Annotated in this window: 15 protein-coding genes; 10 read left to right on the top strand and 5 right to left on the bottom strand. The window is 57.5% G+C overall.

Features of this window, described 5'->3' with window-relative positions; genetic code table 11:
* Both AKL27_RS22810 and AKL27_RS22805 read right to left on the bottom strand, forming a co-directional pair.
* On the bottom strand, positions 1-266 hold a 266-nt coding region (locus AKL27_RS22810), incomplete at its 3' end, for a hypothetical protein (protein ID WP_050465172.1).
* A 54-nt stretch (positions 267-320) separates the two neighbouring features.
* Positions 321-2,075: a glutamine--tRNA ligase/YqeY domain fusion protein gene (locus AKL27_RS22805; RefSeq protein WP_050465171.1), complete on the bottom strand. Its 1,755-nt coding sequence runs from the start codon at positions 2,073-2,075 to the stop codon at positions 321-323.
* 183 nt (positions 2,076-2,258) lie between these two features.
* On the opposite strand from AKL27_RS22805, the gene AKL27_RS28695 reads away from it, so the two are divergent.
* From AKL27_RS28695 to AKL27_RS22785, 4 genes are all read left to right on the top strand, one after another.
* Positions 2,259-2,384: a hypothetical protein gene (locus tag AKL27_RS28695; protein ID WP_269749269.1), complete on the top strand. Its 126-nt coding sequence runs from the start codon at positions 2,259-2,261 to the stop codon at positions 2,382-2,384.
* A gap of 63 nt (positions 2,385-2,447) precedes the next feature.
* Positions 2,448-2,906 carry a hypothetical protein gene (locus AKL27_RS22795; RefSeq protein WP_050465169.1) on the top strand — a complete coding sequence of 153 codons (459 nt, stop codon included), beginning with the start codon at positions 2,448-2,450 and terminating at the stop codon, positions 2,904-2,906.
* Positions 2,907-3,176: 270 nt separating this feature from the next.
* Positions 3,177-4,997, top strand: coding sequence for an SLC13 family permease (locus AKL27_RS22790; protein WP_198156060.1), 1,821 nt, complete (start codon positions 3,177-3,179; stop codon positions 4,995-4,997).
* Positions 4,994-6,040 carry an ABC transporter substrate-binding protein gene (locus tag AKL27_RS22785; RefSeq protein WP_050465167.1) on the top strand — a complete coding sequence of 349 codons (1,047 nt, stop codon included), beginning with the start codon at positions 4,994-4,996 and terminating at the stop codon, positions 6,038-6,040. The genes AKL27_RS22790 and AKL27_RS22785 overlap by 4 nt, the downstream gene beginning before the upstream one ends.
* Before the next feature lie 27 nt (positions 6,041-6,067).
* On the opposite strand, the gene AKL27_RS22780 is transcribed toward AKL27_RS22785, so the two are convergent.
* From AKL27_RS22780 to AKL27_RS22770, 3 genes are read right to left on the bottom strand one after another with little or no spacing between them, the layout of a single operon-like run.
* Positions 6,068-6,868, bottom strand: a complete 801-nt coding sequence (locus tag AKL27_RS22780; protein WP_050465166.1) for a LytR/AlgR family response regulator transcription factor — start codon at positions 6,866-6,868, stop codon at positions 6,068-6,070.
* Positions 6,865-7,938, bottom strand: coding sequence for a sensor histidine kinase (locus AKL27_RS22775; RefSeq protein WP_050465165.1), 1,074 nt, complete (start codon positions 7,936-7,938; stop codon positions 6,865-6,867). Before AKL27_RS22775 ends, AKL27_RS22780 begins: the two co-directional genes overlap by 4 nt.
* A gap of 7 nt (positions 7,939-7,945) precedes the next feature.
* The gene (locus tag AKL27_RS22770) at positions 7,946-8,227 is read right to left on the bottom strand and encodes a 2TM domain-containing protein (protein WP_050465164.1); all 282 of its coding nucleotides are present in this window, start codon (positions 8,225-8,227) and stop codon (positions 7,946-7,948) included.
* A 158-nt stretch (positions 8,228-8,385) separates the two neighbouring features.
* Between AKL27_RS22770 and ugpQ the strand changes: the two genes are divergently transcribed.
* The 6 genes from ugpQ to AKL27_RS22740 all read left to right on the top strand — a co-directional run bounded on the left by ugpQ (position 8,386) and on the right by AKL27_RS22740 (position 13,998).
* The gene (gene ugpQ, locus AKL27_RS22765) at positions 8,386-9,147 is read left to right on the top strand and encodes a glycerophosphodiester phosphodiesterase (protein ID WP_050465163.1); all 762 of its coding nucleotides are present in this window, start codon (positions 8,386-8,388) and stop codon (positions 9,145-9,147) included.
* Positions 9,148-9,211: 64 nt separating this feature from the next.
* Complete coding sequence (locus tag AKL27_RS22760; protein ID WP_050465162.1) at positions 9,212-9,613, top strand: hypothetical protein; 402 nt, start codon at positions 9,212-9,214, stop codon at positions 9,611-9,613.
* A gap of 132 nt (positions 9,614-9,745) precedes the next feature.
* On the top strand, positions 9,746-10,315 hold the full coding sequence (locus AKL27_RS22755) for a hypothetical protein (RefSeq protein WP_232311072.1): 570 nt from the start codon (positions 9,746-9,748) through the stop codon (positions 10,313-10,315).
* Positions 10,316-10,368: 53 nt separating this feature from the next.
* The gene (locus AKL27_RS22750; protein WP_050465160.1) at positions 10,369-10,587 is read left to right on the top strand and encodes a hypothetical protein; all 219 of its coding nucleotides are present in this window, start codon (positions 10,369-10,371) and stop codon (positions 10,585-10,587) included.
* Between the two features lie 229 nt (positions 10,588-10,816).
* The gene (gene alaS, locus AKL27_RS22745) at positions 10,817-13,441 is read left to right on the top strand and encodes an alanine--tRNA ligase (RefSeq protein WP_050465159.1); all 2,625 of its coding nucleotides are present in this window, start codon (positions 10,817-10,819) and stop codon (positions 13,439-13,441) included.
* A 5-nt stretch (positions 13,442-13,446) separates the two neighbouring features.
* Complete coding sequence (locus AKL27_RS22740) at positions 13,447-13,998, top strand: NUDIX domain-containing protein (protein WP_050465158.1); 552 nt, start codon at positions 13,447-13,449, stop codon at positions 13,996-13,998.
* The last annotated feature ends 5 nt before the right edge of the window (positions 13,999-14,003 follow it).

Raw genomic sequence — 14,003 nt, 5'->3', positions numbered from 1 at the left:
TTGGAGTAGAGCCACAAACCGCAGGCGAACAGGGTGCCGAGAAAACCGGTGAAAATCAGTGACAACACCACGCCCACCAGCGGCGATACCACCAGGCCGCGCATGCCGGTCAGATGCTGGCCGTTCCAGACAATGGTCTCGGCCCCGAAGAAGGCGCACAGACCCATCAGGATGGACAGCGGCACCATCGAAAAGCCTGAGGCGATTGCCAGGATTTTGTAGATGGTGCCAAACGAGAAACGCTTGATTTCCAGTACTTCAAACATGGCGATAGCTCCAGTCGGTGTCGAATGCAATTGTTGCTGTTTTCTCTGAGAGACTTATTTCGCGACCCAGCTGTCCTTTAAGGTGACAGCGCGGTTGAACACCGGTTTGTCGCTGGCGGCATCGATGTGATCAACTACAAAGTAGCCGTGTCGCTCAAACTGGTAAATTTCGCCCGGCTTGGCCGCGTTGAGCGTTGGTTCCAGGCAGGCTTCAATGACTTCTCTGGAGTTCGGATTGAGCGCCAGTTTGAAATCCTTGCCGCCGGCATCCGGATGCGCATCCGTGAACAGGCGGTCATACAGGCGCACTTCAGTGTGCAGCGCATGGTCGGCGCTGACCCAGTGCAGGTTGCCCTTGACCTTGTAATTGGCGCTGCCCGGCGTACCGCTCTTGCTGTCTTCAAAGTAATTGCAATGCACGGCGATGACGTTACCGTTCGCATCCTTGTCGCAGCCGGTACATTCCACCACATAACCGTAGCGCAGGCGCACCTTGTTGCCCGGGAACAGACGGAAGTAACCCTTGGTCGGGACTTCCATGAAGTCTTCCTGTTCGATCCACAGATTCTTGCTGATCGGGAAACGGCGGTGTTCGCTGTCGTGCAGCGGATGGGCCGGCGGATATACCGGTGCGCTGCACTCGACGCTGTGGTTTTCCGGGAAATTGTCGATGATCAGTTTCAGCGGTCGCAGCACGGCGACGGCGCGCGGTGCCTTGGGATCAAGATCGTCCCGCAGTGCGCCTTCGAGGATGCTGTAATCGATCCAGCTGTTGTTCTTGGAGGCACCGGTGCGGTCGCACATCAGGCGAATCGCTTCCGGCGTATAGCCGCGCCGGCGCAGACCGACGATGGTCGGCATGCGCGGGTCATCCCAGCCGTCGACGATCTTTTCATCCACCAGTTGCTTGAGCTTGCGCTTGCTGGTGATGATGTAGGTCAGATTCAGGCGGGCGAATTCATACTGATGCGGCAGCGGCTTCTTGAACAGACCTTCGTCCGACAAGCGTGCCAGTACCCAGTCGTAGAACGGACGCTGATCTTCGAATTCGAGCGTGCAGATCGAGTGGCTGATGTTTTCCAGGGCATCTTCAATCGGATGCGCGAACGCGTACATCGGATAGACACACCACTTGTCGCCGGTGTTGTGATGGGTGGCGTGACGAATGCGGTAAATGGCCGGATCGCGCAGATTCATGTTGGGGCTGGCCATGTCGATTTTGGCGCGCAGGATCAGGCTGCCATCGGCATGCTTGCCATCGCGCATCTCTTCAAACAGGCGCAGCGATTCTTCGGCGGTACGGTTGCGCCATGGCGAGTCGGTGCCCGGTTCGGTCAGGGTGCCGCGGGTAGCGCGCATTTCATCGGCGCTTTGTTCATCGACATAGGCGAGGCCGGAACGGATCAGCGCCTGGGCGCCGGCGTACATGGTGTCGAAGTAATTGCTGGCGTAGTACAGATGCGGCTTGCCGTCTTGTTGCCAGTCGAAGCCGAGCCATTTGACCGAGTCAATGATGGTGTCGACGAATTCCTGATCTTCCTTTTCAGGATTGGTGTCGTCGAAGCGCAAATGGCAGCGGCCGCCGTAGTCACGCGCCAGACCGAAGTTGAGGCAGATCGCTTTGGCGTGGCCGATATGCAGATAGCCATTCGGTTCCGGCGGGAAACGCGTCACCATCGGCGGCAGTGCCTGTCCCTGGCTGTCTGTGCGACCGGCATAAGTACCGGCGGCCAGATCGGCCTCGATGATGCCGCGCAGGAAGTTGGTGGAAGGGGCGGGGACGTGACCGTTTTTCAGTTCGTTGCTCATGGATGCTTGGAAATATTGCCTGGATGTATGGGTTGTCGGACATTTTACCGCAGCCGGTCGGGTTTTAACGGCGATTCCCCGGGACGAGGGAAATAATTGATTACACCTGAAACGGATCGGAATTACCTGCTTCTTTTCTATGCGCGCAAGCTGCATCCATTATTCAAGTCCAAGGAGGTCATCATGAAAAAGCTGGTCAAACTGATTTTGATAGGTGTCGTACTGAGCACGACATTGTCTGCCTGCATCGTAGTCCCCGCAGGTCCCGGCTATTACCGGCCTTATCACGGCCCGTACTATGGTCACTGACCGGATCGTGAAATTCCGGGCAGCCAACAGTGAGGTATGTTTCAACGACAACAGGAGTGGCAAATGAAAATGATAAAAAAACTGGCGTTACTGAGCCTGATGGTGCCGGCATTGACGATTTTTTCCGCCCATGCGGATGAACCCGGCCGTCATCCCTATTATGCGCATGCCGACGCTGACTTGCATCTGGCGCGCTGGCTGATTGATCATCGTCCCGGTGACAACTGGCAAATGGGCCGCAATGAGCAACTGGCACTGGCTGAAATCGATCAGGCCGCGCGCGCGGTCACGCAACTGGGCGTGGATGTCGGCAAGAATATGGGGCGTCCGGAGCGTCCCGATGCCAGCCCTGATCGCCGCGGTCGTCTGCACGATGCGGTCCATGCGCTGGAAAAGGCGCATCAGGATGTTGCCCATGAAGAAGACGATCCGCGCGTACGCGGTTTGCAGGCCGACGCCTTGCGCCATATCGACATCGCCTTGCATGCGACCAAAGATGCAATCCGGGACGCCGGCTACTGATTGTTCCGTGGCCTGATACCGAAACCAGAAACGCCTGCCGCTGATCCGGCAGGCGTTTTTGCTTGGGATTGAAAGAAGAAGGCCGGCAAAGCGGTCATAAAGCATCAAATACCCTGTTTCTTTCATGGATGAAGTAGTGCGCAACTGATGCACTATCGTCGCGGGGCGTCCTCAGCGGTCAGTGCGTGGTTCAAGTGCACGCAAGCGGATGAGGCGTTCACGGACAGCCTATGCCATTCATCCGACATGAAAAATACTACGCAAGCATTATTGCTTGAACCCCTTTTTGCCACCTGCAGCCAGCAAAGTCTGGCGGCGTTGCTGCCGCAAATGACGGAGCGGCGCTGCCAGGCTGGCGAAGCGATCTTCAGCACCACCGACAAAGCGACGCATTTCTACCTGCTGTTGCAGGGATCGGTGCGGCTCATATCGCCGCTGGGACGGGAGTTCGGCTTGCAGCATCAACGCCTCGGCGAAGAGGTGGTGCATGGCGCGCGGCATTATCTGACCAATGCGCGGGCGCTGGGCGAGGTTTCCTTGCTGCAAATTCCCAAGGCGGCGATGCTGACACTGGCCGCGGCCAATCCGTCACTCAAGGATGAATTGCTGTTGTCGCTGACCAGTCATCTGGCCGGCGAGAAGCTGGCGCAGGCGACGCCGGTCGCCGCTGCGGCGGTGACAAGTAAAAAGCCGGCGCTGAAACCGGCACGGATTATCGGATGGCTGCTGGCCTTGCTGTTGCCGTTGCTGCTGTTGGGTTATGGCGAGCAATGGGGGCTGAACCGGACCACCACGATTTTTGCGGCAATCTTTGCGGCGGCAGTGATGATGTGGTCGTTCACCTTGGTCGATGAGTATATTCCGGCGCTGTTTGCGGTATTGGGGGTGCTCTTGACGGGGCTGGTGCCGACGCCGGTGATCATGTCCGGGTTTGCCTCCGATGGTTTCCTGATGGCCTTGAGCACGCTGGCGCTCGGCACGGTCGTGGTGAGTTCGGGATTGAGCTACCGTTTCATGCTGATTTTGTTGCGGCGCTTGCCCAATACCCAGTTCTGGCAAGTGTTCAGTCTGTTTTCGGTGGGCGCCATGATTACCCCGATCATTCCCACGCTCAACGGCCGCATGGCACTGGTGGCGCCGTTCTATGCCGACATGGCCGACAGTCTGGGATTGAAGCCGCGCGGCGCGGCGGCAACGCGGCTGGCGATGGCTTGCTTCAGCGGCACCACGTTGTTGTCGGCAATGCTGTTGACCAGCAAGTCGATCAACTATGCGGTGGCGGGCCTGATGCCGCGACAGGATCAGGAATATTTTCAGTTGCTGACTTGGTTCAGCAGTGCCGGCGTGGTGTTGCTGGCGTTGTTACTGCTTTATGCGGCCGGGTCGGCGATCTGGTTTCGCAATCAGGAAATTCCGCAATTGCCGAAAGAGCGCGTCGAACAACAATTGCAACTGCTCGGCAAACTGAAGAAGCGCGAGTGGGCAGCATTGTTCAGCCTGTTGTTCATTGTCGGCGGCGTGGCCACCAGCGCGATTCATGATATTTCTCCGCCCTGGCTGGGTTTCACTGCCTTGTGCGTGCTGGTCTTGTGCGGCTTTCTCAAACGCCAGGAATTTCGCGACAAGGTGGACTGGACCTTTTTGCTCTATATGAGCGGCGTCACCGGCCTGGCCGCCACCATCGGCTATTTGCGGCTCGATACCGTGTTCGTGGCGGCATTGCCGGCGCTCGGCCAATACATGCACGACCATTTCCTGTGGTTCGTATTGTGGCTGTTCGGCCTGATGTGCTTGGCACGGCTGGTGGTGCCCAACAATGCCACCGTGATTGTCGCGGCGGCCGTGCTGATGCCGTTGGCCGAGAGCGCCGGTATCAATTCGTGGGTGATCGGTTTCATCATCTTGCTGTTTTCGGAAATCTGGTTTTTGCCGTTCCAGAGTTCTTACTATCTGCAATTGCATGATTTGAACAAGAACAAGTCGCTCTACGATGAAAAATCCTTTCTGTATTTCAATGCTTTCATGAATGTGGCGCGATTGCTGGCAGTGTATGCCTCGATTCCGTTCTGGAAGATGATGGGCTTCCTATGAAACTCATCAGGAAAATCACCGTTGAAGGTTTGCTGGTCGGTATCTTCGTGCTGGTCAGCGTGGGCCTGTTCGTCTGGTACAACGCCAGCAAGCCGCGCATCGTGATATTGCACAGTTTCGAAGAAAACGATCCCTGGGTGCAAGACATCAACACCGGTATCCGGCGGGTGTTGCAAGACCGCTCGATGTACCGCTTGCACTGGTATTACATGGATTCCAAATCGCAGAATTCGGTGCAAGGGCTGGCTGCCGCCGGCACCAATGCGCGGGCCGCCATCGATAAAATCAATCCGGATATATTGATTGCGTTGGACGACGATGCCCAGCAGTACGCGGCACGCTATTACATCAATCATCCGCATGTAAAAGTGGTGTTTGGCGGGATTGATCACGATCCCGGCGACTATCATTACGATCTGGCCAACAATGTCACCGGCGTGGTGGAGCGCTTGCCATTGGCTGCGATCCGCGAAGCGTTGCTGGCGATTCCCAGGTTTCAGAAGTTGCAGCGGCCGTTGCGACTGGGTTTGCTCAGCGATGCTTCAGGCAGTGTGCTGGGCGAAGCGCAGCAATGGGAAAACTTTGATTGGGGACCGGTCGAGGTTGTGCCGCCGCAACAGGCTGCGAATTGGGATGAGTGGCAAGAAAAACTCGACATATTGGGACTGCAGGCGGATGTCATCGTCTTGTCTGGCTACCGGACGATCCGGCGCACCGAGGGCGGATTGAAACCGATTCCTGCCGATCAGATCGTGCAGTGGACGGAGGCGCATTCGGCGGTGCCGGTGATTTCTTATCAGGGCCAGTTTGCGCATGAAGGTGGCATGCTGACCATCGGCACTTCGCCGTTGGAGCAGGGCGAAGATGCCGCCTCCATGGCGCTTGAAATACTGCGCGATGGTCATGATCCGTCGCAGATTCCGGTACGCTATTCGCGTCAGTTCGTGGTCGGCATGAAGCAGTCGGTGATGGAGCGGCGCGGGATTGTATTGCCCAAGGTGTATGAAGTGGCGGCACGCGCTGCCGGTCGCTACTATCCCTGATGCATGGCGTTTTGGCCCAGGCGGGATTTACATCTGACGAAACAGATGGGCAAACAAACGGCTCACCGTCAGGGTTTCGGGACGCGCATGCAAGGTCAGGGTCAGCTTACCGCTGTCGCCCCGTTGCGCCGCGCTGACGGCTTGGATGCGCACTACGGTGCTGCGATGAATTTGCCAGAATTGACTGGCATCGAGTTGCGGAATCAATTCCTTGAGGCTGGTGCGAATCAGTGATTCGCTGTTGGCCGTGACGACATTGATGTATTTGTCGGTGGCTTCGAAATAAAGCACGTCTGCAACCGGAATCAGGCGAACCTGATTGCCCACTGCGGCGCGGATCATGTTCAGCTTTTCCGGCGCTGCGGCAACCTGATGCAATTGGCGTAATTGCCCGATCGCCTGTTGCAATTCCCGGTCACCACCAGTCGTTGCCAGGCGCGCTTGCAGGCGACCCACGGTATCGCTCAGGCGCATTTCGGATACTGGTTTCAACACATAGTCGATGGCCGCCAGATCGAATGCCTGAACTGCATATTGATCGTAGGCGGTGACAAACACCAACAGCGGAAACGGATATTCCTGCGGCCATTCTTCTGCCATTTCACGTGCCACCTCCAGTCCGCTTTTGCCGGGCATGTTGATGTCGAGGAAAACGAGATCCGGGCGGCTGCTGAAAATCTGTTCCACCGCGCGTACGCCATTTTCTGCAAGCGGTTCCAGCTGCAACGCCGGCCACACAGCAGCCAGCGTGCGTGCCAGCGCCGCCGCCAGCAGCGGTTCGTCTTCCGCAATCAGTGCGCGCACCGGGGCGGAAGACGGGCTCGTCATTTGCGTTTGCCGGGCGTCAGCGGAATGGTGATCTGCGCCACCGTTCCGTCGGGGATATTGTGGGTCAGCGTCAATTCCGCCAGCGGACCATACAAGGCTTGCAAGCGGGCGCGAATATTGTCCAGCCCGATATGCATGCCGTCATTCTGGTTGTAGCTGACAGAGGGATCCAGACCACGGCCGGTATCGAACACGCTCAGCACCAGCATGCCGCGATGGCGGGTGGCCTGTACCGTGCAATCGCCGCCATCGAGTTTCGGTTCCAGGCCATGCTTGATGGCATTTTCCACCAGCGGTTGCAGCAACATCGGCGCAATCGGTATCTCGCGCATGTCATCCGGCAGGCGCAAGGCGTAGGTCAGTCGCAAGCCCATGCGCAGCGACATCAGGCCAAGATAGGCTTGCATCAGGTCGAATTCACGTCCCAGCGTGGTTTTGCCACTGCGCGATTCAGACAGCGTGGAGCGCAGATAGTGAATCAGTTGATCCAGCATTTGCTGCGCCCGCAATGGTTCGCTGGCGATCAGGCTTTGCAGGGTCGCCAGCGTGTTGAACAGCATGTGCGGTTCGATCTGGGCTTGCAGCATTTGCAATTGGGCCTGTACCGTTTGTCGTTCGATTTGCTGATTGCGCGCCCGCAGCACCGCCATTTTTTCGCGGTTCCAGAAAAACAGCGTGCCGCCGACGCAAGCCAGCAAGGTCAGGACGATGATGCCGATAGTGTTGTTGGCCTGATTGATGGTAAACGCTTCGGCGGCGCGCCCGAGTGACGCAGTGGCGATCAGGTTGCCGATAAAGAAAGACAGCGGCGCCAGTATCAGCAGCACCAGCAGAAAACGCACTTTGGGTGGTTCCTCACGGCCCCAGAACAGCAATCGTGCGCCGTTGATCAGCAACATGGCGGTGGTGCCGATGCACAGCGAAAAGATCAGGTTTTCGGCAAAGCCGGAGCCGATGTGCATCAGGTAGGTCACCACCAGTGCACAGGCCACACTGATGGCGATCGTCGGCAATATGCTGCGGGGCAAATCATGCGCCAGCAGGCGCAGGCGTGAAGCGGTCAGGTTCATGAAGCGTTTATCTGTTTCTCAATTCGTGTTCAAGCATGCGCTGTTTCCAGCCAGGCGGGATGCGCAGAAATACGCGGAGGCCGTGAAATAGTAACCCGATTCCCCATCCGAGTAGCGGTCCGAGTGCCCAAAAGGGGTGTTGCGGATGGCGTAGGTTCAATAGCATCAGCCCGCAGTTGACGATGCAATAGATGCCAAGGTGCGTATAAAAGCCGAGTTTGCGGGACACGCGCCGGTGGGCGGCGGCGAGTGCCTCGGCATTTGGCGGCAGGGAATTGGTCGGGTTCATGCAGTACTCCGGTCGGGTTAGTCAGTGTGCATGATGTCTGCCGTCAGCGGCGCTGCAAAGCAACTTGCGACGAAATGACGCAATCCGTTACCGAAAGGTTGTTGCGGCAGCGCCGGCCGGCATAAAATGCCGGGATCGATAATTTCTGCGGCGGACACATGTGGCCTTATCCGACAATTCTTGCGCATCGCGGTGGTGGCACGCTGGCCCCGGAAAATACTCTGGCAGCGTTGCGTTGCGGCTGGTCGCACGGATTTCGCGGGGTGGAGTTCGATGTCATGCTGACCCGTGATCAGGAACCGATTCTGATGCACGATCCGGTATTGGGCAGAACCTTGCCCGGCAGCGGCAAGATTGCCGACCATACCTTGTCGGAGCTGCTGGCGCTGGATGCCGGTGGCTGGCACAGCCCGGCCTTTGCCGGCGAGCCGGTCTGCACGCTGGCGCAGGCCATGGCATTTTGCCGTCAACATGCGGTCTGGATGAATGTTGAAATCAAGCCTGCCTCGGAAGCGGTGGCCGTGGCTACCGGCACCGTGGCGGCGCTGGCTCTAAAGAGTGCATTTGCCGATGCCATCGGCGCGCATGTGGCGGGGCACAACGACGCCACGTTGCCACTGTTTTCCTCATTTTCGTTTGAAGCGCTGATGGCGGCCAAAATCGCGGCACCGGAAATTCCTCGCGGCTTTCTGGTCGATACGATTCCTGATGACTGGCAACAGCAACTGCAGATATTGGATGCGGTAGCGCTGCACACCAATCATAAAAATCTTTCCGAGCGGCAAGCACGTGCGATCAAAGACGCCGGATTTGGTTTATTCTGCTACACCGTCAACGACCCGCAAAGGGCGCGTGAAATACGCGGCTGGGGTGTCGACGGTATCTGTACCGATCGTATCGATCTGATTGGTCCGGATTGATCAAGTCGGCACGATCACAACAACATCACAACAACATCAAAACAAGAAGAAAGTCTTCCGCATCATGAAAAGCAGTTTGATTGCAGCCCTGCTGGCTCTGGCAGTGGCGATCCCGGGATTGGCGCAGCCGGCAGCATCCCACGCAACCTATCGTGACGACCCCATCGTGCGCGACCTCAAGGCCGGCAAACTGACAGTGCGCGAAGCCCGCTTGTTGCAAGAGCAGCGTGCCGCCCGTCAGCAGCAGGCGCTTGCCAAGCCGCGGCCGGCTCCGCCAGTGCCGAAGAAAGCCAAGGCCCCGGTCAAGAAGCGTACTGTGGCGCAGGCCGGCAAGAAGAAGCCGGCAAAACACAAGCTTGCCGGCAATCAGCATCGCCGCAACCACAGCCAGTCGCACAAGGCGGTGCACCCGGTCAGCGCGCATCACAAGACGGCGGTGCACAAGAAACGTCCGCCGACGCATTAAGCTCTGGTCAGATCGGACGCGCCCGGTAATATTTGCTTACGCGCCTTACAAGGGACGGGTCGTCGCCGGCAGTCTCACATCGTTATTGGAAGCATGGGCGGCGTTGCCCATTCCTACCTAAGAGGCACGATGATGAAACAACTGACAATGATGGCTTTGCTGGTCGCGGTATCGGTCCCGGTATTTGCGCAAACGGCTGCCAGCGAAACCCAGCGCGACATCAACCAGCAACAGCGGATAGAAAGCGGGTTGCAGTCCGGTCAATTGAGCACCGGCGAAGCCGGCAAGCTGGAGCGCCAGGAAAGCCGGATCGACAAGGTGCAGTCGAATGCCCTCAAGAACGGCAATCTGAGTCCCGCTGAAAAGGCCAGGATCAACCGTATGCAGAACAAGGCCAGCAGCGAGATTGCGGCCGACAAGCATAACGGCGTGAGCGGCAACCCGAATTCGGTGTCGAGCCAGCGCATGCAAGCTGACGTGCAAAGAAACGTAAATCAGGAACAGCGCATCGACAACGGTATCAAGTCCGGTGTGCTCAGCAAGCAGCAGGTTGGCAAGCTGCAGGGCGGCGAAGCCCGGGTCGATCATATTGAAGCCAAAGCGGCACGTAATGGTCATGTCAACGCGAACGAACAGCGCCGCGTTAAGAATGCACAAGGTCGTATGTCGGGGCGGATCCATCACGCTAAAGTGACGGGTTGAAGTGAAAAAGCGAGACGCGAACTTGGGATGAACAACACTTAACGAGGAAAATGATGAAAATGAATAAATTGTTGGCCGCAGTACTCGTCGCCGCTTTCGCACTGCCAGTCATGGCCCAGAATGCGCCTGCTCCGGCATCAGCTCCAGCGGCAACGTCCGCTCCGGCCGCCGCGCCAGCAGCCAAGGCGCATAAAAAGCACAAGAAGCACAAGAAGCATAAAAAGCATCACCGCGCAAAAAAAGCGTCCAACAACCTGTACAAGGGTGCCTGATTTACCGGTGGCGGTGTTAACCGGTAGGGTCTGAGCGAGGAAGAGCGGCATTCGCCAGAATTTACCAGCCAGAACTTCGGTTGATATCACCATTAACCCGTTGGGAGCGATCCGAACGGGTTTTTTTACGTCTGCCCGCAAGCACCGTGACAGACCATGATTACAGCAGGGCTTATCACGTATAATCATCGGTCCGTCATATTGCACCGTTTTTTTACAGTCCTCGAACATGAACTCAGCCGAAATCCGCGACAAGTTTTTGAAATTCTTCGAATCCAAGGGACACACCATTGTCCGGTCGTCCAGCCTGGTACCGGGTAACGACCCGACTTTGCTGTTCACCAACTCAGGCATGGTGCAGTTCAAGGACGTGTTCCTCGGGACTGACAAGCGCAACTATGTGCGCGCCACTTCGGTACAGCGCTGCCTGCGCGCCGGCGGCAAGCATAACGATCTGGAAAACGTCGGTTATACCGCCCGTCACCATACTTTCTTCGAAATGCTCGGCAACTGGTCCTTTGGCGACTATTTCAAGCGTGAATCGCTGAAATGGGCTTGGGAACTGCTGACCAAAGTGTATGGGTTGCCGGCCGACAAGTTGTGGGCGACGGTGTATGAAACCGACGATGAAGCCTACGATATCTGGGTCAATGAAATCGGTTTGCCGAAAGAACGCGTGGTGCGTATCGGCGACAACAAGGGTGCGCCTTACGCTTCCGACAATTTCTGGCAAATGGCCGACACCGGTCCGTGCGGTCCTTGCTCTGAAATTTTTTACGATCACGGCGCCGATGTCTGGGGCGGTCCTCCGGGCAGCCCGGACGCCGATGGCGATCGCTATATCGAAATCTGGAATAACGTGTTCATGCAGTTCGACCGTCAGATCGATCCGAAAACCGGTGTTGCGACACTGACGCCGTTGCCGGCGCCTTGCGTTGATACCGGCATGGGTCTGGAGCGTCTGGCTGCAATTCTGCAACACGTGCACAGCAACTATGAAATCGATCTGTTCCAGAACCTGATCAAGGCTGCGGCGCGCGAAACCAAGACCAGCGATCTGGAAAACAATTCGCTCAAGGTGATTGCCGACCACATCCGCGCTACCTCGTTCCTGATCGTGGATGGCGTGATCCCTGGCAATGAAGGTCGCGGCTATGTGCTGCGCCGCATCATCCGCCGTGCGCTGCGTCATGGTCACAAGTTGGGTCAGACCCAGCCTTTCTTCTATCGTCTGGTCAAGGATCTGGTCGCTGAAATGGGTGCCGCCTATCCGGAATTGCCGGAAGCAGCAGGCCGCGTCGAGCAGGTATTGAAGCAGGAAGAAGAACGTTTCGGCGAAACGCTGGAACACGGCATGAAAATTCTGGAAGCCGCACTGGCCAAGAATGCCAAGACGCTGGATGGCGAAACTGCCTTCACGCTGTATGACACCTACGGTTTCCCGCTTGATCTGACAGCCGATATTTGCCGCGAACGCGAAGTCGAACTGGACGAAGCCGGTTTCACCGTGGCCATGGAGCGCCAAAAGTCGACCGCGCGTGCCGCCGGTAAATTCAAAATGGCCGCCGGTATCGAATACAGCGGCGACAAGACCCGCTTCGTCGGTTATGACGCCCTGACGCAGCAAGCCAAAGTGGTGGCCTTGTATGTGGATGGCAGCGCCGTACAGAAAATCGAAGCTGGTCAAGACGCCATTGTGGTGCTGGACACCACGCCGTTCTACGCCGAGTCGGGTGGTCAGGCGGGCGATGCCGGGCTGCTGGAATCTGCCGCTGCCACGTTCAGCGTCGCTGATACGCAAAAGATTCAGGCCGATGTATTCGGTCATCACGGCACCCTGACCAAGGGTTCCCTGGCAGTCGGCGATACGCTGGAAGCCAAGGTAGATGCTGAACAGCGCGCACGCACCATCCGCAATCACTCGGCCACCCATTTGATGCACAAGGCGTTGCGCGAAGTATTGGGCAGTCATGTATCGCAAAAGGGTTCGCTGGTCGATGCCGACAAGACGCGTTTCGACTTCAGCCACAATGCGCCGGTGACGGCCGAAGAAATTCGTCGCGTGGAAGAAATCGTGAATCGCGAAATTCTGGACAACGCGGCAACCGAAGCACGTCTGATGAGCTTTGACGATGCTGTCGGCGCAGGTGCCATGGCGTTGTTTGGCGAAAAATACGGCGACGAAGTGCGGGTGCTGTCGATTGGTACCTCGCGTGAATTGTGCGGTGGTACGCACGTCAAGCGTACCGGTGATATCGGTTTGTTCAAGATCGTCGCCGAAGGCGGCGTTGCTGCCGGCATCCGCCGGATTGAAGCGGTTACCGGTACCGGCGCGCTGGCGCTGGTGCAGGGCTTGAGCAATCGCGTCAATGAAGCGGCTGCAGCACTCAAGGCACAGCCGGAAGAACTGACACAACGTATTGCGCAGGTGCAAGACCACGTCAAGGCGCTGGAAAAAGAATTGTCGGGTCTGAAGTCGAAGCTCGCTGCCAATCAAGGTGATGAGTTGCTGACGCAGGCGGTTGATGTCAAGGGCATCAAGGTGCTGGCGGCCACGCTGGAAGGTGCCGACACGACGGCGCTGCGTGAAACCATGGACAAGCTCAAGGACAAACTGAAGACGGCAGCCATCGTGCTGGCCTCGGTCAAGGATGGCAAGGTCAGTCTGATTGCCGGCGTGACTGCCGACAGTACTGCCAAGGTCAAGGCAGGTGATCTGGTCAACTTCGTCGCCCAGCAAGTGGGTGGCAAAGGCGGCGGTCGTCCTGACATGGCGCAGGCCGGCGGTACCGATCCGAGTGGTTTGCCGCAAGCATTGCAGGCGGTGGCCGGCTGGGTTGACAGCAAGCTCTGAGCGTCATGAGCGAGTTCAAATTTTGCCCGGTCTGCGCTGCCTCGCTGGTAATGCGGGCTGATGTCGGCGAAGCCGGGAAATTGCGGCTGGCTTGCCCGGAGGGTCACTGGACCCATTGGGATAATCCTCTGCCGGTGCTGGCTGCGCTGGTTGAAGTCGATGGCAAGATGCTGTTGGCGCGCAATGCAGCGTGGGGTGAAGGTCGCTTCGCGCTGATTACCGGTTTCATGGAGCGCGACGAAACACCGGAGCAAGGTATTGCGCGCGAGATCAAGGAAGAAACCAATCTTGATGCGCAACAGGTGACGTTGATCGGCGTGTATGAGTTCATGCGCAAGAACGAACTTATCATCGCCTATCACGTCAAGGCCAGCGGCGAGATTCGCTTGTCGGAAGAGTTGCTGGAGTATCGTCTGGTAGCGCCGCCTGATTTGCGGCCGTGGCCGGCAGGTACTGGTTATGCGGTGGCGGACTGGATGAAAGCACGCGGACTGGCAGTACAATTTGTTGAATTTGCAGGTTCATCGACACCATTAGTTTCCGTCGCACAACATTAGTGCGC

Origin of the sequence: Herbaspirillum autotrophicum (assembly GCF_001189915.1) — a bacterium.
In the GTDB taxonomy this organism is placed as follows: Bacteria; Pseudomonadota; Gammaproteobacteria; order Burkholderiales; family Burkholderiaceae_D; genus Herbaspirillum; species Herbaspirillum autotrophicum.
This window is presented reverse-complemented; position numbering and strand designations above follow the sequence as displayed.